Origin of the sequence: Xanthomonas sp. MUS 060, assembly GCF_000963215.1 — a bacterium.
In the GTDB taxonomy this organism is placed as follows: Bacteria; Pseudomonadota; Gammaproteobacteria; order Xanthomonadales; family Xanthomonadaceae; genus Xanthomonas_A.
Window position 1 is genome coordinate 92,888 of the sequence record NZ_JZIM01000001.1, and the last position, 23,568, is coordinate 116,455.

The window sequence follows — 23,568 nt, forward strand, 5'->3', positions numbered from 1 at the left end:
GTTGGGCTGACAGGAGTGCGGCCCGTTATGGCCGATGTCGAAACATCCCAGGAGCTGGACTCGGAACTGGTCCGGCGTGTGCAGCGCGGCGAAAGCGCGGCGTTCGATGTGCTGGTGCGCAAGTACCAGCACCGGATCGTCGGCCTGATCGGGCGCTACATCGCCGACTGGAGCGAATGTCAGGACGTGGCCCAGGACAGTTTCATTCGCGCTTACCGCGCGATAGGAAGCTTCCGCGGCGATGCTCAGTTCTCTACATGGTTGCACCGGATCGCCGTGAATACCGCCAAGAATTACCTGATTGCCCATAAACGCAGGCCGCCCACCGACGATATCGATGTCCCCGATGCCGAGCAGCTCGACAGCGGCGCGCGTCTGCGCGACACCAATACGCCAGAAGGCGAGCTGATGCGTCACGAGTTGGAACGCACGGTGATGCAGGCGGTCGATGCCCTGCCGGAAGAATTACGTACCGCCATCACCCTGCGCGAGGTGGACGGCATGCGTTACGAGGATATCGCGCAGAAGATGGGTTGCCCGATCGGGACGGTGCGTTCGCGCATCTTCCGTGCGCGTGAAGCCATCGACGCCGAACTTCGTCCCCTGTTGGATACCGACAGCGCCACCCGTGAGCGACACCGCGTATGACCGAGAACACGTCTTTTCCCCAGCCCACGCCGCCTCCCGGCACTGTGGTCCCGGACAAGTTCGAACTGCATTACCGGCAGCAGTTGTCCGCCTTGATCGATGGCGAGTTGCCGGCTGACGAGGCGCGCTTCGTGTTGCGTCGGTTGCAGCACGATGAGGAATTGGCCGGCTGCCACGAGCGTTGGCAATTGTGCGGGGAGATCCTGCGTGGTCGCGTCAGCGTACCGGCGCCAGCGGATTTCAGTGCCCGTGTGCGTGAGGCGGTCGCGGCCGAGGCATCGCAGCAAGTGCACGCCCGTCGGCTCGGTGCCGCCGGCAAGCGTCGGACATGGCGCTGGAGCGGCGGTGTGGCGTTGGCCGCTTCGGTCGCGGGGCTTGCTTTATTCGTGACCGGCGAGCGTCTGCCCGACGTGCCCGCCGCAGTGCCGCCGGCGCAGGTCGCCAGCGCGGTCACGCCGGCGTCTGCGGTCGTTGCATCGCCGTCGCGGCTTCCTGCGCCCCGGCCGACGCCGGTCGATCCGCAGGGCGATCTCGCCGCCGCTGTTGCCGCTGCCCCGGCGTTGGCGATCGCAACCCATCGACGTCAGGAGGCCGAGGCCCGTGACGATGAGATGCGCCGTGCACAAGTGGAGCGTGCCGCCGCCGCCGTTGCGCTTGAGCATCCCGCGCGTGCGGTTGCCGTCGCGACACCTGCGGTCGCCGCGCCGGTGCAGGCCGCTCCCTCGTTTGCCGTTCCTGCAGTCGCTGCGACGGCGATTGCGCAGCGCGAAGGCGATCCATTCGGGCATGCGACGCCCGCCTTGCAGCCGCGACCTTGGCCGCGCTCAAAGCTGCCGCAGGCAGCTTCCGGCAGCGAGTTCACCGCCAGTTTTCCTGGTCAAGGCAACTCCTCGGCGGCGTTTTACCCGTTCGAACCGCAGGTGTCCGCAGGCGCGGCTGTCGCTTCGCCACCTGCGCAACAGCCTTGATCGCGTGCGTCGGTCGGAGTCCTGGCTTCGTCCCGGCGCGCGTTGACTGCGGCATCGTCCCCCTCGTTTTTCCTCTTTCCGAACCGGAGGCTCGCGTCCGATGACTCACCGTATCCGCCACCATCTACTGGGCCTGTTGGCCCTGACCCTGCCGTTGGCCGCCTGCGCGCAGCAGCACGCACCCAGTGCGTCCACCGCGCCGCCGCCAGCCGCGCAGGCGGCGCCAGCGCCACAACTGGTCGGTGGCCTGCCCGATTTCACCCGGTTGGTCGAGCAGGTCGGGCCCGGCGTGGTCAATGTCGAATCCACCATCAGCCGTCGCGCCGCCGCTGCGCGCTCCGATGGCGGTATGCCCGACGACGACCAGATTCCCGAATTCTTCCGCCGCTTCTTCGGGCCGGACGGCATGCCGGGCATGCCTGCACAGCCGCGCGGGCGTGCGCCGGACGATGACGATGGTGCGCCCGCTGGCCGTTCCATGGGGTCGGGCTTCATCATTTCCTCCGACGGCTATGTGCTGACCAACCATCACGTGGTCGAGGGTGCCAGCGAGGTCAAGGTCAAACTCACCGACCGCCGCGAATTCACCGCCAAGGTGGTGGGGAGCGACCAGCAATACGACGTGGCGTTGCTGAAGATCGACGGCAAGAACCTGCCGACGGTGCGGATCGGCGATTCCAACCTGCTCAAGCCCGGTCAGTGGGTGGTGGCGATCGGCTCGCCGTTCGGTCTGGATCATTCGGTCACCGCAGGCATTGTCAGTGCCACCGGCCGCAGCAATCCCTACGCCGATCAGCGCTACGTACCGTTCATCCAGACCGACGTGGCGATCAATCAAGGCAACTCCGGCGGCCCGTTGCTCAATACCCGCGGCGAAGTGGTGGGCATCAATTCGCAGATCTTCTCCGCCTCCGGTGGCTACATGGGCATCAGCTTCGCGATCCCGATCGACCTGGCGATGAGTGCGGCCGAGCAGATCAAGGCCCATGGGCACGTCAGTCGCGGCATGCTCGGCGTGCAGGTGGGCCCGATCGACAGTCTGAAGGCGCAGGGCCTGGGGCTGCCGGATACCCGCGGCGCGCTGGTCAACAATATCCCGGTCGGCAGTCCGGCCGCCAAGGCCGGGGTCGAGGTGGGTGACGTGATCCGCAGCATCGATGGCAAGGATATTCAGTCTTACAGCGACCTGCCGCCGATGATCGGCTTGTTGCCGCCTGGCACCAAGGTGCGTCTGAGCATTCTGCGCGACGGCAAGCCGCGCGACATCAGCGTTCAGTTGACCGCGCTGACCGACGACCGCACCGCCAACGCGCGTAGTGCAGGGGCCGACAATGCCGCCCCGGCTCGTGGCGCCAATGCGTTGCTGGGCATCGAAGTGGCCGATGTGGATGCCGCTACGCATAAGCAATTGGGTCTGGAGCCGGGCAAGGGTGTGCGGATCACTGCAGTGACAGGCCGTTCGGCTCGCGACGCGCAGTTGGTCCCGGGCATGGTGATCCTGCAGGTCGGGCGCGCCACCGTCGGGAGCGTGGCCGCGCTGAACCAGCAACTGAGCGGCTACAAGAAGGGCGATGTGGTGATGCTGCTGATCAGCTACCGCAACACCACCAGCTTCGTCGCGGTGCGTGCCGGCGGCTGAGTCTGGCCCCCGGCTGCGGCTGGGCGGTGTTCCGGGGGCGGTCCAGGATGGGCCGTTCCCGGGGCTGGATGCGGTCGGCGACCGTCTGCCGCCGGCCGTGCGATAATGCCCCGTTATCCTGACGACGGTTCTGGCCGCCGCCCACCTCATGTCCTCTGATTCGATGCGGAACATCCGCAATTTCTCCATCATCGCCCATGTCGACCATGGCAAATCGACCTTGGCCGATCGCATCATCCAACTGTGCGGCGGCCTGCAGGCGCGCGAGATGGAGGCGCAGGTGCTCGACTCCAACCCGATCGAGCGCGAGCGCGGGATCACCATCAAGGCCCAGTCCGTGTCGCTGCCGTACACCGCGCAGGATGGGCAGGTGTACCACTTGAACTTCATCGATACTCCGGGCCATGTCGACTTCAGCTACGAAGTCAGCCGCTCGCTGGCCGCGTGCGAAGGCGCGCTGCTGGTGGTGGACGCGGCGCAGGGGGTCGAGGCGCAATCGGTGGCCAACTGCTACACCGCGGTGGAGCAGGGCCTGGAAGTGGTGCCTGTGTTGAACAAGATCGACCTGCCGACCGCCGACATCGAGCGGGCCAAGGCCGAGATCGAGGCGGTGATCGGCATCGACGCCACCGACGCGGTTCCGGTCAGCGCCAAGACCGGCCTGAACGTGCGCGATGTGCTGGAGGCCATCGTGCAGCGCATTCCGCCGCCGGTGCCGCGCGACACCGACAAGTTGCAGGCGTTGATCATCGATTCCTGGTTCGACAATTACCTGGGCGTGGTCTCGCTGGTGCGGGTGATGCAGGGCGAGATCAAGGCCGGCGACAAGCTGCTGGTGATGTCCACCGGCCGCACCCATCAGGTGGACAGCGTCGGTGTGTTCACGCCAAAACGCAAAGTGTTGCCGAAGCTGGCCGCCGGCGAGGTCGGTTGGGTCACCGCCAGCATCAAGGACGTGCACGGCGCGCCGGTCGGCGACACCCTCACCCAGGCCGGCGACCCGGCCACCAAGCCGCTGCCGGGTTTCCAGGAGATGCAGCCACGGGTGTTCGCCGGCCTGTTTCCAGTCGATGCCGAGGACTATTCGAACCTGCGCGAGGCGCTGGACAAGTTGCGCCTGAACGATGCGGCGCTGCGCTTTGAGCCGGAAAGTTCCGAGGCGATGGGCTTCGGCTTCCGCTGCGGCTTTCTCGGCATGCTGCACATGGAGATCGTGCAGGAGCGTCTGGAGCGCGAATACAACCTGGATCTGATCAGCACCGCGCCGACGGTGGTGTACGAAGTGCTGAAAACCGATGGCGCGATCATCAACATGGACAACCCGGCCAAGCTGCCGCAGTTGAACATGGTCGAGGAAATCCGCGAGCCGATCATCCGCGCGAATATCCTCACGCCCGAGGAATACATCGGCAACATCATCAAGCTGTGCGAAGAGAAGCGCGGCAGCCAGATCGGCATCAATTATCTGGGCAGCCAGGTGCAGATCAGCTACGAGCTGCCGATGGCCGAGGTGGTGCTGGATTTCTTCGACAAGCTCAAGTCGGTGAGCCGTGGCTACGCTTCGCTGGACTACCACTTCGTGCGTTTCGAGGCCGGTCCGTTCGTGCGCGTGGATGTCCTGATCAATGGCGACAAGGTCGATGCGCTGTCGTTGATCGCCCATCGCAGCCATGCCGACCGGCGTGGTCGCGAGTTGTGCGAGAAAATGAAGGATCTGATTCCACGGCAGATGTTCGACGTGGCGATCCAGGCGGCGATCGGCTCGCAGATCATCGCGCGCACCACGGTCAAGGCCATGCGCAAGAACGTGCTGGCCAAGTGCTATGGTGGCGACGTTTCGCGCAAGAAGAAACTTCTGGAAAAGCAGAAGGAAGGCAAGAAGCGCATGAAGCAGGTCGGTCGCGTGGAAATTCCCCAGGAAGCGTTCTTGGCTGTGTTGCAGATGGACAACAAATAAGTCATGGCGCAGGGTGCCGGTGGCCGTGCAAACGGTCTGGATCGACCGGGCTTTGGCGTCGTCACTCCCTCCACGTTTTGTCGCGGCCACTGGCTGCTCGTCCCGTTCCGAAGGAAGCAGAATGAAATGGTTTGAAATCGCGCTGGTGGTCCTGACCTTCGCCACTGGCATCGTGACGTTGCTCGACAAGCTATTTTTCGCCAAGCGCCGCGCCGCGCGCGCCAATTTGCTCGACACCGAGCCGGTGCTCGTGGATTACTCGCGGGCGTTTTTCCCGGTGTTGGCGGTGGTGTTGATCCTGCGTAGCTTCATCGCCGAGCCATACAAGATCCCCTCCAGTTCGATGATGCCGAATCTGTTGATCGGGGATTTCATCCTGGTCAATAAGTTCGCTTACGGTTTACGTTTGCCGATCACCAACAAAAAGGTGATTCCAGTGAGCGAGCCCAAACGTGGCGATGTGGTGGTGTTCAATCCACCGCAAAATATGGAAGAGAACTGGATCAAACGTATCATTGGCCTGCCGGGCGATCATATCGGCTTCCACGGCGACACCCTGTACATCAACGGTGCGCCGATGAAGTACAAGGTCATCGGCGAATACGTGGGTAAGGGCAAAGGCGTGGAAATGACCGGTGCGACCTTGCTCACCGAGTACCTGCCGGGTCGGACCCACACCGAGCTGGAGTGGCTGGGTCGCAATATGCCGGCCGGCCAGGGCGACTGGGTGGTGCCGCCGGGCAAGTACTTCGTGATGGGCGATAATCGCGACAATAGCGAAGACAGCCGCTTTTGGACCCAGACCCACTTCCTGCCCGAGGAAAACCTGCGTGGCAAGGCGTTCTTGATCTGGTTCAATTGCGAAGGGTGGTTGTGTAACGGCAGTTTCGATCCGTCGCGGATCGGAACGGTCATCCAGTAACGTGCGTGAGGGGAAACGCGATGCAAAATAAACAAAGTGGGATCACCTTGACCTCGTTCGCGGTCGTGTTGGCGGTGGTCGGATTCTTCATCTACATCGGCATGAAGCTGTTTCCGATGTACTTGGAGTTCTACGCTGTGCGTTCGGCGATGAAGGGGCTCGCGGCCGAACCTGGTAGTGCGCAGATGGATCCGGCAGAGGCGAAGAGGTCGTTGTTTCGTCGCCTGGATATCAGTAACGCGGACAACGTGAAGCCTGAAGACGTCACATTCGAACGTACCGACACAGGTGTGAAAATGCACGTGGGCTACGAAGTGCGCCGTCCGCTGATCGCTAACCTGGACGTGGTCGGCAAGTTCGACGCAACCCAGGATCTGACGACGCGTGGTGGGCAGTAAAACCGTGCTGCGTGGTGACCGCATCGGTCACCATTTCCTCCAGCCGCAGTTGCTGGCGCAGGCGCTGACCCACCGCAGCGCCGGCGCACCGCACAATGAGCGGCTGGAATTTCTTGGCGATAGCATCGTCAACTTGCTGATCGCCGAGGCGCTGTATCAGCGCTGGCCCAAGGCCGACGAGGGTGCGCTGACTCGCGCTCGCGCCGAATTGGTGCGCGAGGCATCGCTGGCTGCGATTGGTCGGCAACTGGAACTGGGCGAGCGTCTGACCCTGGGGCCTGGCGAGATGAAATCCGGTGGGCATCGGCGCGATTCGATCCTGGCCGATGCGCTCGAAGCGGTGGTCGCGGCGATCTATCTCGACGCTGGCTTCGAGGCTTGCCGTGCGAGGATCCTGCCCTGGTTCGAGAGCGGGTTGGCGGCGTTGCCGGTGGGCAAGCCGGAGAAAGACGCCAAGACCCGCCTGCAGGAGTGGTTGCAGGCGCGGCAGCGGGCGTTGCCGGCCTACGAGTTGATCAGCGAGACTGGCGACGAGCACGCCAAGCGATTCCGTGTACGTTGTGTACTCACCGAGCCTGTCCTCGTCGCCGAGGGCGAGGGCACTTCGCGACGGCTGGCCGAACAACAGGCCGCCGCCGCTGTCATCGAGCAATTGGATTCGAGCAAGTGAACGACGCAGTGACTCCATACCGTAGCGGCAGCGTGGCGGTGATCGGCCGCCCCAACGTGGGCAAGTCCACCCTGACCAACGCCCTGGTTGGCGCCAAGGTCAGTATTGTCTCCAACCGGCCGCAGACCACGCGACACCGGCTGTTGGGCATCGCCAGTTTTCCTGCTGGGCAATTGCTGCTGGTCGATACGCCGGGTCTGCATCGCGAGCACAAGCGCGCCATGAACCGAGTGATGAACCGCGCCGCGCGTGGTGCACTGGAAGGCGTGGATGCCGGCCTGCTGGTGATCGAAGCCGGACGCTGGGACGAAGAAGACACCCTGGCATTCAACGTTCTCGGCGATGCTGGAATTCCGGTGGTGTTGGTGGTCAATAAAGTCGACCGGCTCAAGGACAAAACCGCGTTGCTCCCATTCCTGCGGCAGGTCAGCGAAGGCCGCAGTTTCGCCGCAGTGCATCCGGTCTCCGCGCTCAAGCGCAAAGGCACGGATGCGTTGGTGCGCGATTTGCTGGCGCTGGTGCCCGAAGCACCGCCGATGTTCGGCGAGGACGAGATCACCGACCGCAGTCAGCGCTTTTTGGCCGGGGAATTGGTGCGCGAGCAACTGATGCGCCAGCTCGGTGAGGAACTGCCCTATGCCACCACGGTGGAGATCGAACGCTTCGCCGAGGATGGCGCACTGTTGCGCATCGGCGCGGTGATCTGGGTCGAGCGCGAAGGCCAAAAGGCGATCGTCATCGGCAAGGGCGGGACCCGCCTGAAGGACATCGGCGCCAAGGCCCGGCAGCAGATGGAGCGCCTGTTCGGTGCCAAAGTGTTCCTGGAGACCTGGGTCCGCGTGCGCGAGGGCTGGTCGGACGACGAAGCGGCGCTGAAGGCGTTCGGGTACGAATGAAGCCGGGACGCGGGACGCCGGACCCGGGGCCCGGGAGAAGCCTAGGCAGCGGTTTCTGCCATGTTTTTTTGCGTGCATCCCGCCATGAGCGCGTCCCGTCATTGCGACCGCGCGCTGCACTAATCGGAGAAATCCACGGCAATCGCGTTCTTGGTCGCGGTTGCTCGCGCGCTTTCCGGCGTCTGATTGCTGCTTTTCCCGCGTCCCGGTTCTCGGGTCCCGAGAACCGGCTTTGATAGAACACGAACCCGGCTTTGTGCTGCATGCGCGTCCCTGGCGTGAGACCAGCCTGTTGCTCGAAATCCTGAGCGTTCACCACGGCCGGCTTGGTGTGTTGGCACGAGGCGTGCAGGGGCCCAAAAAACAAGCGTTGCGTGCGACATTGCAACCGCTGCAGTCGATCCGCTTCAGTGCCCAGCGCCGTGGCGAGCTGGCGCAGCTGCGTGCGGCCGAACCGCTGGACACGGCGCCGCGACTCAGCGGCGAGGCGATGCTCGCCGGCTTCTACATCAACGAACTGACCCTGCGCCTGGCGCCGCGCGACGACCCGGCACCGGACGTGTACCTGGCCTACGCACGCGTCCGCGCGCGTCTGGCCGCCGAGGCGCCATTGGCCTGGTCGTTGCGGTGTTTCGAGCGCGATTTGCTGGAGGCGCTGGGGGTATGGTTCGACCTGCGCCACGACGGCGACGGCACACCAATCGATCCGGCGGCGCGCTACGCGCTCGATCCCGAACACGGGCCAAGGCGACTGCTGCGCGATCACGGCCACGACCAGCGCAGCGGTATGGCCACCGGACGTGCGCTGTTGGCATTGGCGGACGATACCCCGCCGGTCGCCGAGGACTTGCCCGGCTTGCGTCGCAGCATGCGTGTGGTGCTGTTGCATCACCTCGGCGGGCGTGGTTTGAAGTCGTGGGAAATGCTCGAGGATCTACTGCGCAAGCCGATCCCGCTGGGAGGCGCATCGTCGGATCTGGCAATGGGAACGCCAGAGTCCTAACGTGGTTGGGACGTCGTGGCGGGCAAGGGAAATAACGCAGCCAGCACAAGCGAGCATGGCAGTCTGTGCGAAGCAGGTGCCTGGATCGGTCGGAACGCCGATTCTGTGCCGGCGCGTATGCTGGTGTCCTCCTGCCGACAAAAGAGTCGCTCACAAAACGACTGCCTCCTCGCCGATGAAATGCGGGCAGTGCCCGGTGTCCTCATGTCTCCCAGCGGTTTCTGCGCGCTGTCCGCGTCCACAAGACAGTGCTCAGTGTTGTTTTTATCCACTGTTCGTGTGGTAGTGCATCCTGTCCCATCGCTGGGGCGAGCGAACGTCCATGCACGCATCTCGCCGCAAGTCGGCTATCCAGACCTAATGCAGCAACGCCGCCACGGCCTCGCTGAACTGGTGCTGCGCCTGTGTCGAGGTGGGGTCGCCGTGCAACTGGCGTACCGCACCCGCCAGCCGCGTGGCGCCGACGAAACCACAACTGGCCTGCAAGCGGTGCAGGTGGCCGCGTACCGCTTGCGCGTCGCTGAGTTGCAGTGCCGAGGCGACCGCGTCGCGGGCGCCGGGCAGTTCCGCCAGGAACAGTTCGCGTAGTGCGATCAGGTGGGCGTGTTCGCCGTTGAGCGCGGCAAGGGCCTTGTTTTCGTCCCAGTCCAGGGCGGACGGGGCGCTGGTGGCGTGCTCGCGCGCGAGCAGCCAGCGCACGCGTTGCAACAGGTGCTCTGCACTTAGAGGTTTCAACAGCACCTCGGCGAACCCGGCGCGTAAAAGTTGCTCGCTGAGAGTCGCGCTGGCGTCGGCGGTGTGTGCCAAGCCCTGTGTACCGGGGCACTGCCGCTGCAACTGCTGCAATAGCTCGGTGCCGCTGCCGTCGGGCAGGTTGGCGTCGATCAGCCACAGATCGTGGTCGCGTACTCGCGCCAGGGCGAGAGCGGTGGCGACGGAGTCGGCCAGGTCGATCTGTGCCGGCAGGGATTCCAGCGTTACATGAAAAAAGGCGCGGTTGATCGGGTCGTCTTCGACCAGCAACAGTCGCGTCACAGGGTCCTGATTCGATGCCATCTTTCGTTGCCTCCATGCGGCGTTGGTACATCGTAGTAGCGTCTGCCCAGACGCTGCGCCACTGTGCCGCGTCGTTGTGACCAGTGCAAGTCAATCCCTGCGCTGGTCATCTGCGACAATGGCCGCCCTTTTCAGCCCGCAGCCAATCGCCACGTGGCCCGATCCAGAAACCGCCTCGACCGTACCCCTTTCCAGACCGAAATCGCCGACCTGAGCCACGATGGTCGCGGCGTTGCCCGCCGCGAGGGCGAGAAGGTGGCCTTCGTCGCCGGCGCGCTGCCTGGGGAGACCGTTCTCGCCGAGCCCACGGCCCGTAACCGCCATTTCGATGAGGCGCGCACGCTGCAGGTGTTGCAGGCTTCGCCGCAGCGGGTCGCGCCGCGTTGTCCGCATTTCGGTGTCTGTGCCGGTTGTGTGTTGCAGCATCTGGCCGAGGACCAGCAGATCCTCGCCAAGCAGCAGGTGCTGACCGACAACCTGGAGCGCATCGGGCATGTCACTCCACAGACGGTGCTGCCAGCGCTGTCGGGCGCGTCCTGGGGCTATCGCCGCAAGGGGCGTTTCTCGGTCCGCCGCGTCGAGAAGAAGGACCGGACCCTGGTCGGCTTTCGCGAGCAGGATCCCCGCTTCGTCGCCGACCTGTCGGTGTGCCATACGGTGATTCCGCAGATTGGGCTCAAGATCGCGGTCTTGGCCGAGCTGGTCGAGCGCCTGGACGGCAAGCGCGACATTCCGCAGATCGAATTCATCGCCGGCGATGCCACAGTGGCGCTGACCTTTCGCCATATGCAGCCGCTCAGCGAACATGATCAGGCTGCGTTGATCGCTTTCGCTCAGGAACACGACTTCGCCATCTTCCTGCAACCGGTCGGTGTGGACAGCGTGCATCCGCTGTATCCGCACGCGGCGCCACTGTCGTTCCGGTTGCCGCAGTGGGACGTGGAGTTGGCGTTCCGGCCATTGGACTTCATCCAGGTCAATGCCACGCTCAATCAGCAGATGATTGCGCATGCGTTGACCTTGCTCGATACGCAATCGGACGATCGGGTGCTGGATTTGTTCTGCGGCCTGGGGAATTTCACCTTGCCGCTGGCACGGACAGTGCGCGAGGTGGTGGGGGTGGAGGGCGATGCCGGGCTGGTGACGCGCGCGCGCGAAAACGCGCAGCGCAATGGTCTGGATAACGCGCAGTTCTTCGCTGCCGACCTGACCCAGGATCAACGTCAGGCAGCGTGGATGCGCCAGGGGTTCGACAAGCTGCTGCTCGACCCCCCGCGCTCCGGTGCGCTGGAGGTGCTGCAGCAACTGCCGCTGACGCAGTTTCAGCGCATCGTCTATGTGAGCTGCCATCCTGGCTCGCTGGCCCGCGACGCCAACTATTTGGTCAATACGCAGGGTTTCGTGTTGAAGGCGGCGGGAGCGATGGATATGTTTCCGCATACCGCGCATGTGGAAAGCATCGCGGTATTCGAGCGCTAGATTTCTCGCGGTGTGTGGAAGGGCGGTTTGTACGGCGGTAGTGTTTTTTCGTCTTCGTCAAATCAGTTGATCACGTTGTAGCTGTGCGCATCACTGACTCGTCTCACTCTCCCCATTTTCGCGAGTGTCCCATCATGCCGATCGAAATCGAACGTAAATTTCTGGTTGCCTGCAATGGCTGGCGCACGATGACGCATGCCGTCATCCCGATGGCGCAGGGCTACCTCAACGATCCAGTGGCGCTGGCCAGTGGGGCGGAGAAGGCGTCGGTACGGGTGCGCGTACAGGGCGAGCAGGCATTTCTCAACTTCAAGTCACGCGAGTTGGGGCATACCCGCCAGGAATTCGAATATCCGTTGCCGTTGGACGATGCACGCGCATTGTTGGCGTTATGCGTGGGCGGGCTGATCGACAAGCGTCGGCATTTGGTGCAACACCAGGGGCATCTATGGGAAGTGGACGAGTTTCTTGGCGATAACGCAGGCCTGGTCGTGGCCGAGATTGAACTGGATAGCCCCGATGAGGTGTTCTCCAGGCCCGACTGGATCGGTGTCGAGGTCACTGATGATCGGCGTTACTACAACGCCGCCCTGGCCGCGCATCCGTTTTGTCGCTGGTCGCAGGGTGGAATCTTGTGAGTTGTATGTAGAAAACGGCGACGGTGCTTCGGCAACCGTCGTCGTCGTGCAATGTCGTATGCTGTCTCGCATCCCATCGTGTATGAGTTTCGAGGCTTTCCAATGCGCATCGATATCTGGTCCGACGTGGTCTGCCCCTGGTGTTGGATCGGGCGGCGTCGCCTGCAACAGGGTATCGCGCTGCTCGGCGCCGATGCAGCGGCGTTGGACATCCACTGGCACCCGTATCTGATCGATCCCGAGGCCGATTTCACGCCGGTGCCGCTACGCGAGGCCTATGCGTCCAAGTTCGGTGGTCCTGCGCGGACCGAGCAGATTTTGATGCAGACCCAGTCCACTGCGCGTGCCGATGGCCTGCCGTTGGATTTTGGGCGTGGTCAGGTGCGAGTGACCACGTTGCCGGCGCATCGGGTGTTGTGGCTGGCCGCGCGCGAGGGCGACGCCGATGCGGTTGCCCAAGCGCTGTTCCACGCGCATTTCGCCCAGGGCCGCAATCTGGCCCAGACGCAGACATTGCTCGATGCTGGCGCCGCCGGTGGCCTGCCGCCAGCGCGCGTGCAGGCGTTGCTGGACGGTGACGAGGGTCTGGTCGAAATCCAGGCGCAGTTGCAGCAAGCGCAGGAGATGGGGATTGACGCGGTGCCTGTGTATGTCATCGATGGCCGCCAGGCGCTGCAGGGGGCGCAGCCGCCGGAGGTGTTCGCTGCGACCTTGCGTGGTCTGTTGCCGGATGCCTCTGCATCGGGACGCGATTGCGGCGCGGATGCCTGCGCGCCCTAGTTGCTCATCCGGTTGTCCTGTTGCCGCTTTCGGCATCTGCGACAATACCGGCCCAGACGCGCTCCCACAGCGCTGGCAGGAGATCCAAGCATGCTCGCGATCGGCGTTGCCGGTACCGAACTCACCGCGCAAGAACGCGACTGGCTGCAGCATGACGCGGTGGCCGGCGTGGTCCTGTTCAAACGTAATTTCGCCTCGCGCACGCAGGTGGCTGAACTGAGTGCGGCGATCCGCGCCACTGCGCCACGGCCGCTGCTGATCTGTGTGGATCAAGAAGGCGGTCGCGTGCAGCGCTTCCGCGAAGGCTACAGCGCATTGCCGCCGCTGCAGAGCTTAGGTGCGCTTTATGCGCGCGATCCCGAAGCCGCCCTCGCACTGGCCGAGCAGCATGCCTGGCTGATGGCCAGCGAGGTGCGTGCGAGTGGCGTGGACCTGAGTTTCGCCCCGGTGGTGGATCTGGCGCGCGGCAATCACGCGATCGGTGATCGGGCCTTCAGCGACGATCCGCACGTGGTGGCCGCCTTTGTCGCCGCCTACGTGCGTGGCATGCACAGCGTGGGCATGGGCGCTACGCTCAAGCACTTCCCAGGCCACGGCACGGTGCGGGAAGACACCCACGTCGACCGTGCCGAGGATCCGCGCGCGCTGGACACGCTGCTTCAGGAAGATCTGGTCCCGTTCGCCGCCGGCATCGCCGCCGGTGCCGATGCGGTGATGATGGCGCATGTGGTCTACCCGCAGGTGGCACCGGAGCCGGCTGGCTATTCGTCGCGCTGGATTGGGCAGATCCTGCGTCAGGAAATCGGCTTCCGTGGCGTGGTGTTCTCCGACGACATCGGGATGGCCGCTTCATTCGCCGTGGGCGGCGTCGCTGCGCGCGTGAGCGCGCATCTGGACGCCGGCTGCGATGTGGTTCTGGTCTGCCATCCGGAACTGGTCGCAGAGTCGTTGCTGGCCGTGCGTGATCGTCCGTGCAATACCGCTGCGCTGCTCGGGTTGATCGGTCGCGGCGGCCTCGGTTGGGATGGCTTGCTGGCCGATACCCGTTACGGCCACACCCAAGCCCATCTGCTCTCCACTCTCGGGAAAATCGCCTGATGTCTACCTTCACCATCGCCCAGGTCCATGCCCATGCCGACCTGCTGGTCGATCGTCCGCAGCTCGATCAGGCCATCGCGCGCATGGCCGATGCCATTGCCGCCGACTACCGCGGCGATATTCCGGTCTACCTGACCATCATGCATGGCGCACTGCCGTTTGCCGGGCAATTGGCGTTGGAACTGGGTCGCCGTGGTCAGGATCTGGAATTGGATTATCTGCATGCCACTCGCTATCGCGGCGAAACCGTCGGCGGCGAGTTGGTGTGGAAGCATCGCCCAGCCACCGCGCTCTACGGTCGCCGCGTGCTGCTGCTGGATGACATTCTCGACGAAGGCTTGACCCTGCTGGCGGTGCGCCAATGGTGCCTGGAGCAGGGTGCCAGCGACGTCCGTATCGCGGCGCTCGCGGTCAAACGTCACGACCGCTGCGTCGACGGCTTGAGTGCTGACTACAGCGGCGTGGACGTGCCGGATCGTTACGTGTTCGGCTTCGGCATGGACGTCAACGAAGGCCTGCGTAATTTGCCTGCGATCTACGCGATGAAGCAATAGCGCGCGATCCGCGCATCGCCCTGGGCGTCGGCGTTTGGCCGTCGGCGCGCTCACGTTCTGCAAGAGGATTGGCATGGACCACATCGCATTGGCCGTCATCGGCGGCACCGGCGTCTATAAGCTCGCACAATTGGACGAGGTGGAGACCCGCGAAGTCGACACGCGTTACGGCAGCCCATCCGGTCCACTGCGGATCGGCACACTGCTCGGCCAGCGCATCGCCTTCCTGGCCCGCCACGGCGAAGGTCACGCGCTGCCGCCGCACAAGATCAACTATCGCGCCAACCTTGCCGCGTTAAAACACGTCGGCGCGACACGGGTGCTGGCATTGAACACGGTGGGTGGCATCACCGAGCGTTTCGGTCCGCGCGTGTTGGCGTGTCCGGATCAGTTGATCGACTACACCTGGGGGCGTATCTCCACGCTATGCGAGGAGCCGGGCAGCGAGGTGCTGCATGTGGATTTCGGCCACCCGTATTCGCCGTTGCTGCGCAGCAAGATATTGGCTGCCGCACGCGTGAGCGGTGCCGTGTTGGTCGATGGCGGTTGCTATGGTGCCACCCAAGGGCCGCGCCTGGAGACCATCGCTGAAATTGCACGGCTGCGCCGCGATGGCTGCGATCTGGTTGGCATGACCGGCATGCCGGAGGCAGGTCTGGCGCGCGAACTTGGCCTGGACTACGCCTGCCTGGCGATCGTGGCGAACTGGGCGGCCGGTTGCGGCGATGCAGAGGAAATCACGCTGGCCGAGGTGCTGGCCAATGTGGACGCAGCTTCGGTGGGGTTGCCGGAGTTGATCGGTGCGCTGGCGCGTGGGTGATAGGCTTCGTTACGCTGCCTGCACGCTGTCCGCGCCGGCCCGATAGCGATTCGCGGCGATTCGCGGCGTTTTGTGGCTCACTCCTGATGTCATGCCGATTGAGTCAGCGTTTACGTAGATTCGGCTTGTGTTGAATCCCGCTGCAACCGGGTTTCTTGCAATATGTGTGGTCTTGATGGGGATTTCCGGTTTCAGTGGATACGATGAAACGCGCGATGCAGATCGCCATCGTCGGCTATGGTACGGCGGGTCAGACGTTGGCGTTGCTGCTGGCGGGCGATGGTCACCGAGTGCAGGTATTCGAGCGTGCGCCGCAGCCGGGTCCGGTCGGTGCCGGCTTCCTGCTGCAACCGACTGGGTTGCAGGTGCTGTGGCGGCTTGGTCTGCTCAAGCAGGCGTTGGTCTACGGCGCGCCAGTGCGGCGTCTGTATGGCGAGACACCCGGCGGCCGTGCGGTGATGGACATCCGCTATCGCGACCTGGATGCGTGCCTGTTCGGGCTGGGCATGCAGCGCGGTGCGTTGTTCGCGTTGCTGGCTCAGGCGTGGGATGGCGACGCCGAGCTGCAGCGCGACACGCAGATTGTGGCGATCGATGATGGCCTGCGCCGGGTGCAGGATCAGCGCGGTCACTGGCATGGCCCGTTTGATTTGGTGATCGCCAGCGACGGCGCAGCCTCGGCGCTGCGTGCACAGGTGCAGGGCACGCGCTTGGATCGCGCCTATCCGTGGGGTGCATTGTGGTGCCTGTTGCCACACGGCGACTGGGCTTTCGCCGATGAACTGCGCCAGCGCTACGTGGCCGCGCGCAAGATGATCGGCCTGTTGCCGGTTGGCACACGACCGGGTGATGCCGAGCCACGCTTGAGTTTCTTCTGGAGCTTGCCTACTGCGGGTGGCTCACTCCTGATGTCATGCCGATTGAGTCAGCGTTTACGTAGATTCGGCTTGTGTTGAATCCCGCTGCAACCGGGTTTCTTGCAATATGTGTGGTCTTGATGGGGATTTCCGGTTTCAGTGGATACGATGAAACGCGCGATGCAGATCGCCATCGTCGGCTATGGTACGGCGGGTCAGACGTTGGCGTTGCTGCTGGCGGGCGATGGTCACCGAGTGCAGGTATTCGAGCGTGCGCCGCAGCCGGGTCCGGTCGGTGCCGGCTTCCTGCTGCAACCGACTGGGTTGCAGGTGCTGTGGCGGCTTGGTCTGCTCAAGCAGGCGTTGGTCTACGGCGCGCCAGTGCGGCGTCTGTATGGCGAGACACCCGGCGGCCGTGCGGTGATGGACATCCGCTATCGCGACCTGGATGCGTGCCTGTTCGGGCTGGGCATGCAGCGCGGTGCGTTGTTCGCGTTGCTGGCTCAGGCGTGGGATGGCGACGCCGAGCTGCAGCGCGACACGCAGATTGTGGCGATCGATGATGGCCTGCGCCGGGTGCAGGATCAGCGCGGTCACTGGCATGGCCCGTTTGATTTGGTGATCGCCAGCGACGGCGCAGCCTCGGCGCTGCGTGCACAGGTGCAGGGCACGCGCTTGGATCGCGCCTATCCGTGGGGTGCATTGTGGTGCCTGTTGCCACACGGCGACTGGGCTTTCGCCGATGAACTGCGCCAGCGCTACGTGGCCGCGCGCAAGATGATCGGCCTGTTGCCGGTTGGCACACGACCGGGTGATGCCGAGCCACGCTTGAGTTTCTTCTGGAGCTTGCCTACTGCGGATTTCGACGCCTGGCGGACGCGTGGCATGCCCGCCTGGTTGGAGGAGGTGGCGCAGTTATGGCCGCAGGCGCGTGAGCGCCTGGCGCAGGTGGAGGTGCCGACACAACTGGCACGCGCCAGTTATCGCGATACGGTGCAGCGGCATTGGTACCGTGGCCGTCTAGTGTTGGTTGGCGACGCCGCGCATGCGATGAGTCCGCAACTTGGGCAGGGAGTCAATATGGCGCTGATGGATGCCTGGACGTTGAGCGTCTGTCTGCGCGAGGCGCCGGATCTGGATGTGGCGCTGGCTCAATATCAGGCGCAACGTCAGGCGCATGTGGCGGTCTACCAATTCTGGAGCCGTTGGCTGACGCCGCTGTTCCAGTCCGAGCGCGACCTTGCCGCGCGGGTGCGTGACATCGGCCTGCTGCCCGCAGGGCGCCTCCCTGGTGGCCGTGGGCATATGCTGCGCGTGCTCACGGGGACCCAGCGTGGTTGGTTCGGCAAGCTGATGCTTGAGCCGGAATTCTTGCAGTCGTTGAGCGAAGCAGCAGCGTCTTTATCCAGCATCGCGATGATCCCGGATGCGAGCCCCGTCGAGCCGATGCGCTGAGTGCAGTTGTGATTGGCAGAGGCTTGGTTCTTGATGACACAGCGTAAACGCACGGGCAAGGTCGTGGCGAAATCGCCTGGCGACGGCAGTGCATCCAGCAATGCAAGTTCTGCATCTTCGACGCAAGTGAGTAGCCGTTCTTACGGCAGTGTCCACGTAATGCAGGCGGTGAACTGCGAAAACATTGGCGTAGCGCCATTCACCGAACCAGCTAGCATCTGACCTGAGTGCGTTTAAGTGGGGATCTTAGCTGCCCGCACAGCAGGTGTTCGCTGTGCGGGCTGATCAATACCCTTTGGCTCAGGATGCAAGGCCCCATTTTCCGTTTGTTTTTTCCGTGCTGGGCAATGGCGATGTCTGGTCCTTTGCCAACAGGACATCACCGTGGTTCTGGGCTATCCCCATGCGTCCCGGCGGATGGCACCGCTCGCTCCTAGAGTTTCCCCCGTTTGCCGTTCTTCACTGGAGTCGCCTCCACCGAGAGGGTGAACGTGCGTTCCTCGCCATTGAGCATGGCTCCGACCCCGACCAACTGGCGCTTGATCTCCTCGCCGCGGCCGTTGCGAATACTCACCAGCACGCTGTACTCCCACGCGGTGCCATCTGCGGGATGGCGGATGGTGCCGTCTACGCGCAGCGGTACCATCGCCGACGGTGCCGATTGCTGCAGCACCGCCGAGTCGAAGCGCAAATGATGCTTGCACGCCGGGCAGACGCTGGCACTTTCCAGGATCGTGGCCCTGCAGTGCGGGCAGGTCCGGGTCGCCCCCGGGGTACCAGGACGCGGACTACTCATGCGCCGGTGTCAGACTCCGTGGCCTTGGCCGACTTGCGGCCATGCTTGTCGTCATCCCAACCGAAGTCGGCCTGGCCGCGCATCCGCGAGCCGGCGGCGACAGTCAGTGAGCCGGCTTTCACATCGCCGATCAGCACGCCGGAAGTCAGTAGTTCCACCCGCGAAGCCGATTCGATATTGCCTTCCAATTCGCCCGCAATGATGACCTTCTCGGCGCGCACGCCGCCGCTCAGCTTGGCACCGGTCTCGATGGTCAGATCGCCTTGCACGTTGACGTCGCCCTTGAACTTGCCGGCAATACGAATATGGCCGCTGCCTTCGATCTTGCCTTCGATACTGATGTCGGCGGCGATCAGCGATTCCTTGGCTGCCGGTGCCGCTGAGCGGACAGGGGTAGGGGCGGGGGTTGGTGTGGGAGCGGCTGCCGTAATGCTGGTCAGCGGTTCGTTGCTGAGTGCGTCGCTGGCGGGGTGTGAATCCGCTGGCACGGCACCGTTGCCGGGGACGGGGGGGAGGCCGTCCTTGCGCGTTGAACTCTGATCTTTCCAAATGGACATGGTGGTCGTCTCCAGTCGGGGGAAGACGCCACTATGGCTGCTCTATCGCGTCGATTTTGTGACTTTTATCGCCAATTGACGCCTCCGTCACGCTCGTGAAAGCGCGGTTCAGTCGGCGTCATCCAGTGCCGAATCGTACTGTTGCACCTGGTTGCGACCGCTGCGCTTGGCCCGGTACAGGGCCGCATCGGCTTTGCGCAACAGGGTCGTGGCGACGGTGCCGTCACGTGAGTAGCTGGCGAGTCCGATCGATAGCGTAACCCCAGGTAATGCTTTGCCGTCCAGATTGGCATTGATTTGTTGGGCGCAGGCACGGATGTGCTCGGCGATCCCCAGTGCTTCTTCTGGGCTGGTTTCGGGCAGGATCACGGTGAATTCCTCGCCGCCGTAGCGGCAGGCGATGTCTTCGCCCCGTAGTCGCGAGGACAGCATCTGCCCGACCGCCGCCAATAGGCTGTCGCCGCCGCTGTGGCCATGCAGGTCGTTGAATTGTTTGAAGTGATCCACGTCCAGCATCAGCAGCGACAGTGGCATCGAATGGCGTTCGCAGCGGGCCAGTTCGTGTTGCAACGACTCTTCCAGGTAGCGGCGATTGAACAGGCCGGTGAGCGGGTCGCGGATCGATTGCAGCCGCAGCGACTCGCGTAGGCGCAGATTGCTCAGTGCCAGCGACAACTGCTCGGCCGCGGCTTCGACGATGGCGATGCGCGGCAGTGGGCCGGGGCCAGCGCCCGCCAGGAAAACGAAGCCCAACTGCGTGCCCTGCGCCGACAACGGAATGCAGGCGGTACTGGCGGCGATGTTCTGTGGATCGTCGCGCATATGCGTACAGGCCGAGTCGTGCCGCTGTGCGTTGACGAAGTGGCTCTTGTCGCGGCGTAGCGCCCAACAATCCTGCGGTGCCACCATCACTTCGCTGCGCACTGGCGACTGCCCCCAGGTGACGATCTGCTCCGCTTTGTCCCGCGAGGCGCGCAGCAGATAGATGCTGCCGCCGCTATTGGGTATCAATGTGGCAAGCAGGCGCGTAGTCACTGCCAATGCCTCGGTCGGATCCATGCAGCTCTGTAGCAGGCCGGAGTAGCGGCTGAGTGCATTGAGGTCGGTACTGGTGCGCTCAAGCTCCAGGATGCTGGCTTCCAGCTTTTCGTTGGCGACCGAAGCGGCCTGTTCGGCCGCGCTGCGGTTGCGCAATTCGCGGAACAACAGCGCGTAGACCACGCAGACGCTGCCCAGGCCGAATGGAATGCCAGCCAGCGCCAGACCCAACAGCAGGTCGGAGTTGCGTTGGTTGGAGCGATCACGGCTTTGCAATAATCGTTGCTCCAGTTCGATCATCTGCTGCATATGATCGCGGATCGCGCTGGAATTCTGGAAAACTTCCGTGCCCATCGCGCGCTGCAGGCCGATGAGGCCCGTACGCTGGTAGATGTCGAGTAACTGTCGCATCTGCGTCAGGCGTGTGTTCGCCAGTTGCTGCAGGGCGCGGAGGTTGGCGATCTGCACCGGATTATCCGCCACCAATGCGCGTAATTGCGCCAGTTGCCGCGGTACGCGCTCAGCGCTGTCGCGGTAGGTGCTCAGATAGGCTTGGTTGCTGGTCAGCTCGTATCCGCGCAAGGAAGATTCGGTCAGCAGCAGCGTGGACTGCACCTCGTCGATGTTGCGCAGCACTTCGTGCGTATGCGCGACCAGCGCGGCATTGGAAAGCGCATGTTGCGCACCCGAGAACACCCCAAACCCGATCACCACGAATACCGTGGCCGAGAAGAGGAGAGCAAAACGGGTTCTGGCCTGCACGCGATGAAGAGTCGACATTGACAAAGTGAGCGCTCCGCGTGAACCACATTCGGCCTATGTCACGAAAAAAGGCCGCCGGATGCTGGCCGTCGCATAAAATCTGCGCTCCCTCGTCCGCGCAGGTGAAGGCGCGGGCGCGGGCGCAGCTCAGTGATGTTCTCGGTGAGCGTTATGCGGATCTGCGTCGGCGTTTTCGCGGGCTTTTTCGGCAACTTTTTTTGCAGCCTCGGCGGTGGCCTCGCTGGCATCGGCGGCCATCTCCTTGGCTGCGGCCGTGGCATCTTGCACCGACTCGGAGTTGGCCGCGCGATGCGCGGCGTCGCGGGCGTCGGCAGCGACCTGGCGTCCGGTCTGCGCGACCTGGTCTGCGGCTTCCTTTGCGGCTTTACTGGTTTCCTCGGCGGCGGCCTTGGCGTCGCGCTGCGCTTGTTGTGCTTCCGGGCCTTGGCAGGCGGTCAGCGTCAGCACGGCTAACACGGTCAAAATTGTTGTTTTGTTCATGCGCGTTCTCGGTCGACATGGTGCCTGATGCAGCATGGTTGCCACGGCATGCAGTCTGCGTCAAGGCGAGGTGTAGGTGCGTGCTCACATTCAGAAATCTGTGTCGCCGTAGGCAGGTCCTGCCACAGATGATCCGGAGTGCGTCGGCATGTCGCTGAGCGGATTGGTGGTGGTGGGCGTTGCCGTGGTTGGCGCAATGGTCGATAGCGAACGCGTGGTGCGAGGTCGATGCCAACGAGGATCGCGTGGCAATTTTTGTTGCTGCCGCAAAGCTGTTGCAGTAGCCCAGACGATAGCGGCTTCTGTGGATCGGTATTAAATTGCTTGGCAAAGAAAAAGCCGCTGGTCAACCAGCGGCTTTCTCAGACTTGCCTGAAGCGAGAAGTGATTACTTCTTGGCCTTTTCGGCAGTTTCCTTGGCCTTGTCAGCGGTTGCTTCCGCAGCCTTGGCGGTGTCGGCAGCCTTGTCGGCAGCGGCTTCGGTCGGGGCAGCGGCGGCGGCGGCCGAGGCATCGGCAGCAGTGTTGGCAGCGGTCGCGGCGGTGTCAGCAGCGGCCTGGGCGGCGTCTGCGGTCGGGGCAGCGGCAGCAGCGGACTGGTCAGCAGCAGCCTGCGCTTCGGTGGCGGACTGGTTAGCGGAAGCCGCGGCGTCCTGGGCCTGCTCCTGCTTCGAGCACGCGGCCAGGGCCAGGCCTAGCGCCATTGCGATCAGCAGCTTGTTGATGCTCATTGTGTCTATCCTCGTCGTTTAGTTAGGCAACGCGCGAGTGCGCGCCCTTCACATGATGACAAGCCAAAGTCGGCTGTCAAGCGTGTGCGCATTCATTTTTGTATTGCAGGGGTTAACTCTAATTAAATCAATTCGATGGCGACTGCGGTCGCCTCGCCACCGCCGATGCACAGGGTGGCGATGCCGCGGCGGCCGCCGCGGTTGCGCAACGCATTTAGCAATGTCACCAATAACCGTGCGCCTGACGCGCCGATGGGGTGGCCAAGCGCGCAGGCCCCGCCGTTGACGTTGACCTTGGCGTGGTCAATGCCCAGTTCCTTGATCGGTACCATTGCCACCACGGCGAAGGCTTCGTTGATTTCGAACAGATCGACCTGGTCCAGGCTCCAGCCTACCTGGTCGAGCAGCTTGCGGATCGCGCCGACCGGTGCGGTGGTGAACCATTCCGGTGCCTGCGCGAAGGTCGCGTGGCCGGCGATACGCGCCAGCGGCGTGATGCCGCGTCGTGCGGCATCGTCGCTGCCGAGTAGCACCAGTGCTGCCGCGCCGTCGGAGATACTGGAAGAACTGGCGGCGGTGACCGTGCCATCCTTCTTGAACGCTGGCTTCAAGGTCGGAATTTTGGCGATGTCGGACTTATCCGGTTGTTCGTCGCTGGCGACCTGCACTTCTCCCTTAAGGGTGGCGATGCGCATCGGAACGATCTCGGCATCGAACGCACCGTTACGCTGCGCGGCCTGTGCACGGGTGACTGATGCGATCGCGAACGCGTCCTGGTCCTGGCGGGTGAAGCCGAACTTCTCCGCTGTCGCTTCACCGAACACGCCCATGGCTTGGCCGTCGTCGGGATTGGTCAGGCCGTCCCAGGCCATATGATCGATCGCTTGAAAATTGCCGTAACGGTTGCCGATGCGCGAATTGGGCAGCAGGTGCGGCGCGTTGCTCATCGATTCCATTCCGCCGGCGACGACGATGCTGGCCGAGCCGGCCTTGATCAGATCGTGGCCCAGCATCACCGCCTTCATGCCCGAGCCGCAGACTTTGTTGATGGTGGTCGCGCCGGTGGCGTCGGATAGGCCGGCTGCGCGCGCGGCTTGCCGCGCGGGCGCCTGGCCGAGGTTGGCCGGAAGCACGCAGCCCATGATGACTTCAGAGACGTCGACAGTGGCGATGCCGGATTGCTCCAGCGCGGCGCGGATGGCGGCGGCGCCGAGCGTTGGCGTGGGGACGCCATTGAACTGGCCCAGGAAGGCGCCGATGGCAGTGCGCTTGGCCGCAGCGATGACGATCTCGGTCATGTCAAACCCTTGGGGGATAGGTGGTATCGATTATCGGTCGCACTGCGG

Annotated in this window: 23 protein-coding genes and 1 pseudogene; 17 read left to right on the forward strand and 7 right to left on the reverse strand. The window is 63.8% G+C overall.

Annotated features, from left to right (window positions below):
• The first annotated feature begins 27 nt into the window (after positions 1-27).
• The 9 genes from rpoE (at position 28) to recO (ending at position 9,101) form a co-directional block, all read left to right on the forward strand.
• Positions 28-648, forward strand: a complete 621-nt coding sequence (gene rpoE / locus XANALMUS060_RS00345) for an RNA polymerase sigma factor RpoE (RefSeq protein WP_045736679.1) — start codon at positions 28-30, stop codon at positions 646-648.
• On the forward strand, positions 645-1,616 hold the full coding sequence (locus tag XANALMUS060_RS00350) for an RseA family anti-sigma factor (protein WP_045736680.1): 972 nt from the start codon (positions 645-647) through the stop codon (positions 1,614-1,616). The genes rpoE and XANALMUS060_RS00350 overlap by 4 nt, the downstream gene beginning before the upstream one ends.
• A gap of 100 nt (positions 1,617-1,716) precedes the next feature.
• Positions 1,717-3,255 (forward strand): DegQ family serine endoprotease, encoded by a 1,539-nt coding sequence (locus XANALMUS060_RS00355; protein WP_045736681.1) that lies wholly within the window; start codon positions 1,717-1,719, stop codon positions 3,253-3,255.
• A 163-nt stretch (positions 3,256-3,418) separates the two neighbouring features.
• Positions 3,419-5,212, forward strand: a complete 1,794-nt coding sequence (gene lepA / locus XANALMUS060_RS00360) for a translation elongation factor 4 (protein ID WP_045736682.1) — start codon at positions 3,419-3,421, stop codon at positions 5,210-5,212.
• A 121-nt stretch (positions 5,213-5,333) separates the two neighbouring features.
• Positions 5,334-6,134 (forward strand): signal peptidase I, encoded by an 801-nt coding sequence (lepB, locus tag XANALMUS060_RS00365; RefSeq protein WP_045736683.1) that lies wholly within the window; start codon positions 5,334-5,336, stop codon positions 6,132-6,134.
• 20 nt (positions 6,135-6,154) lie between these two features.
• Positions 6,155-6,532, forward strand: a complete 378-nt coding sequence (locus tag XANALMUS060_RS00370; RefSeq protein WP_045736684.1) for a DUF4845 domain-containing protein — start codon at positions 6,155-6,157, stop codon at positions 6,530-6,532.
• The gene (rnc, locus tag XANALMUS060_RS00375; protein WP_045729177.1) at positions 6,522-7,202 is read left to right on the forward strand and encodes a ribonuclease III; all 681 of its coding nucleotides are present in this window, start codon (positions 6,522-6,524) and stop codon (positions 7,200-7,202) included. Before XANALMUS060_RS00370 ends, rnc begins: the two co-directional genes overlap by 11 nt.
• A complete protein-coding gene (gene era, locus XANALMUS060_RS00380; RefSeq protein WP_045728353.1) occupies positions 7,199-8,098 on the forward strand; it encodes a GTPase Era in 900 nt (299 codons plus the stop codon). The genes rnc and era overlap by 4 nt, the downstream gene beginning before the upstream one ends.
• 232 nt (positions 8,099-8,330) lie before the next feature.
• Entirely contained in the window at positions 8,331-9,101 is a 771-nt protein-coding gene (gene recO, locus XANALMUS060_RS00385) for a DNA repair protein RecO (RefSeq protein ID WP_045736685.1), read from the forward strand.
• Positions 9,102-9,458: 357 nt separating this feature from the next.
• Here recO and XANALMUS060_RS00390 read toward each other — a convergent pair whose 3' ends face one another.
• The gene (locus tag XANALMUS060_RS00390; protein ID WP_045736686.1) at positions 9,459-10,157 is read right to left on the reverse strand and encodes a response regulator; all 699 of its coding nucleotides are present in this window, start codon (positions 10,155-10,157) and stop codon (positions 9,459-9,461) included.
• A gap of 153 nt (positions 10,158-10,310) precedes the next feature.
• Here XANALMUS060_RS00390 and rlmD point away from each other — a divergent pair, with 153 nt between their 5' ends.
• The 8 genes and pseudogenes from rlmD (at position 10,311) to XANALMUS060_RS00430 (ending at position 17,838) form a co-directional block, all read left to right on the forward strand.
• Entirely contained in the window at positions 10,311-11,636 is a 1,326-nt protein-coding gene (rlmD, locus tag XANALMUS060_RS00395; protein WP_045736687.1) for a 23S rRNA (uracil(1939)-C(5))-methyltransferase RlmD, read from the forward strand.
• Positions 11,637-11,770: 134 nt separating this feature from the next.
• Positions 11,771-12,274: a CYTH domain-containing protein gene (locus XANALMUS060_RS00400; RefSeq protein ID WP_045728347.1), complete on the forward strand. Its 504-nt coding sequence runs from the start codon at positions 11,771-11,773 to the stop codon at positions 12,272-12,274.
• A 102-nt stretch (positions 12,275-12,376) separates the two neighbouring features.
• Positions 12,377-13,054: a DsbA family oxidoreductase gene (locus tag XANALMUS060_RS00405; RefSeq protein WP_045736688.1), complete on the forward strand. Its 678-nt coding sequence runs from the start codon at positions 12,377-12,379 to the stop codon at positions 13,052-13,054.
• Between the two features lie 90 nt (positions 13,055-13,144).
• Positions 13,145-14,152: a beta-N-acetylhexosaminidase gene (nagZ, locus tag XANALMUS060_RS00410; RefSeq protein ID WP_045736689.1), complete on the forward strand. Its 1,008-nt coding sequence runs from the start codon at positions 13,145-13,147 to the stop codon at positions 14,150-14,152.
• Positions 14,152-14,706 carry a hypoxanthine-guanine phosphoribosyltransferase gene (locus XANALMUS060_RS00415; RefSeq protein ID WP_045736690.1) on the forward strand — a complete coding sequence of 185 codons (555 nt, stop codon included), beginning with the start codon at positions 14,152-14,154 and terminating at the stop codon, positions 14,704-14,706. The genes nagZ and XANALMUS060_RS00415 overlap by 1 nt, the downstream gene beginning before the upstream one ends.
• A gap of 67 nt (positions 14,707-14,773) precedes the next feature.
• Positions 14,774-15,526 (forward strand): S-methyl-5'-thioinosine phosphorylase, encoded by a 753-nt coding sequence (locus tag XANALMUS060_RS00420; protein ID WP_200893995.1) that lies wholly within the window; start codon positions 14,774-14,776, stop codon positions 15,524-15,526.
• Positions 15,527-15,729: 203 nt separating this feature from the next.
• Positions 15,730-16,419, forward strand: a pseudogene (locus tag XANALMUS060_RS00425) (NAD(P)/FAD-dependent oxidoreductase); the annotation flags it as partial.
• Between the two features lie 132 nt (positions 16,420-16,551).
• Entirely contained in the window at positions 16,552-17,838 is a 1,287-nt protein-coding gene (locus tag XANALMUS060_RS00430) for an NAD(P)/FAD-dependent oxidoreductase (protein WP_045736691.1), read from the forward strand.
• Positions 17,839-18,271: 433 nt separating this feature from the next.
• On the opposite strand, the gene XANALMUS060_RS00435 is transcribed toward XANALMUS060_RS00430, so the two are convergent.
• The 6 genes from XANALMUS060_RS00435 to XANALMUS060_RS00460 form a co-directional block, all read right to left on the reverse strand.
• Positions 18,272-18,634: a hypothetical protein gene (locus tag XANALMUS060_RS00435; protein ID WP_045728341.1), complete on the reverse strand. Its 363-nt coding sequence runs from the start codon at positions 18,632-18,634 to the stop codon at positions 18,272-18,274.
• Positions 18,631-19,191 (reverse strand): polymer-forming cytoskeletal protein, encoded by a 561-nt coding sequence (locus XANALMUS060_RS00440; RefSeq protein WP_045736692.1) that lies wholly within the window; start codon positions 19,189-19,191, stop codon positions 18,631-18,633. The genes XANALMUS060_RS00435 and XANALMUS060_RS00440 overlap by 4 nt, the downstream gene beginning before the upstream one ends.
• Before the next feature lie 108 nt (positions 19,192-19,299).
• Positions 19,300-21,009, reverse strand: coding sequence for a diguanylate cyclase (locus tag XANALMUS060_RS00445; protein WP_045736693.1), 1,710 nt, complete (start codon positions 21,007-21,009; stop codon positions 19,300-19,302).
• Between the two features lie 129 nt (positions 21,010-21,138).
• Positions 21,139-21,492, reverse strand: a complete 354-nt coding sequence (locus tag XANALMUS060_RS00450; protein WP_045736694.1) for a hypothetical protein — start codon at positions 21,490-21,492, stop codon at positions 21,139-21,141.
• 388 nt (positions 21,493-21,880) lie between these two features.
• Entirely contained in the window at positions 21,881-22,222 is a 342-nt protein-coding gene (locus XANALMUS060_RS00455; RefSeq protein WP_045736695.1) for a hypothetical protein, read from the reverse strand.
• 122 nt (positions 22,223-22,344) lie between these two features.
• Positions 22,345-23,520 carry a thiolase family protein gene (locus XANALMUS060_RS00460; protein ID WP_045736696.1) on the reverse strand — a complete coding sequence of 392 codons (1,176 nt, stop codon included), beginning with the start codon at positions 23,518-23,520 and terminating at the stop codon, positions 22,345-22,347.
• Positions 23,521-23,568 lie beyond the last annotated feature (48 nt).

What these genes read in the sequence shown, in the direction of transcription:
- rpoE (WP_045736679.1), top strand. Translation starts at nt 28, where the DNA reads ATGGCCGATGTCGAAACATCCCAGGAGCTGGACTCGGAACTGGTCCGG.
- XANALMUS060_RS00350 (WP_045736680.1), top strand. Translation starts at nt 645, where the DNA reads ATGACCGAGAACACGTCTTTTCCCCAGCCCACGCCGCCTCCCGGCACT.
- XANALMUS060_RS00355 (WP_045736681.1), top strand. Translation starts at nt 1,717, where the DNA reads ATGACTCACCGTATCCGCCACCATCTACTGGGCCTGTTGGCCCTGACC.
- lepA (WP_045736682.1), top strand. Translation starts at nt 3,419, where the DNA reads ATGCGGAACATCCGCAATTTCTCCATCATCGCCCATGTCGACCATGGC.
- lepB (WP_045736683.1), top strand. Translation starts at nt 5,334, where the DNA reads ATGAAATGGTTTGAAATCGCGCTGGTGGTCCTGACCTTCGCCACTGGC.
- XANALMUS060_RS00370 (WP_045736684.1), top strand. Translation starts at nt 6,155, where the DNA reads ATGCAAAATAAACAAAGTGGGATCACCTTGACCTCGTTCGCGGTCGTG.
- XANALMUS060_RS00390 (WP_045736686.1), bottom strand. Translation starts at nt 10,157, where the DNA reads ATGGCATCGAATCAGGACCCTGTGACGCGACTGTTGCTGGTCGAAGAC.
- XANALMUS060_RS00400 (WP_045728347.1), top strand. Translation starts at nt 11,771, where the DNA reads ATGCCGATCGAAATCGAACGTAAATTTCTGGTTGCCTGCAATGGCTGG.
- XANALMUS060_RS00405 (WP_045736688.1), top strand. Translation starts at nt 12,377, where the DNA reads ATGCGCATCGATATCTGGTCCGACGTGGTCTGCCCCTGGTGTTGGATC.
- nagZ (WP_045736689.1), top strand. Translation starts at nt 13,145, where the DNA reads ATGCTCGCGATCGGCGTTGCCGGTACCGAACTCACCGCGCAAGAACGC.
- XANALMUS060_RS00415 (WP_045736690.1), top strand. Translation starts at nt 14,152, where the DNA reads ATGTCTACCTTCACCATCGCCCAGGTCCATGCCCATGCCGACCTGCTG.
- XANALMUS060_RS00430 (WP_045736691.1), top strand. Translation starts at nt 16,552, where the DNA reads ATGAAACGCGCGATGCAGATCGCCATCGTCGGCTATGGTACGGCGGGT.
- XANALMUS060_RS00435 (WP_045728341.1), bottom strand. Translation starts at nt 18,634, where the DNA reads ATGAGTAGTCCGCGTCCTGGTACCCCGGGGGCGACCCGGACCTGCCCG.
- XANALMUS060_RS00440 (WP_045736692.1), bottom strand. Translation starts at nt 19,191, where the DNA reads ATGTCCATTTGGAAAGATCAGAGTTCAACGCGCAAGGACGGCCTCCCC.
- XANALMUS060_RS00445 (WP_045736693.1), bottom strand. Translation starts at nt 21,009, where the DNA reads ATGTCGACTCTTCATCGCGTGCAGGCCAGAACCCGTTTTGCTCTCCTC.
- XANALMUS060_RS00450 (WP_045736694.1), bottom strand. Translation starts at nt 21,492, where the DNA reads ATGAACAAAACAACAATTTTGACCGTGTTAGCCGTGCTGACGCTGACC.
- XANALMUS060_RS00455 (WP_045736695.1), bottom strand. Translation starts at nt 22,222, where the DNA reads ATGAGCATCAACAAGCTGCTGATCGCAATGGCGCTAGGCCTGGCCCTG.
- XANALMUS060_RS00460 (WP_045736696.1), bottom strand. Translation starts at nt 23,520, where the DNA reads ATGACCGAGATCGTCATCGCTGCGGCCAAGCGCACTGCCATCGGCGCC.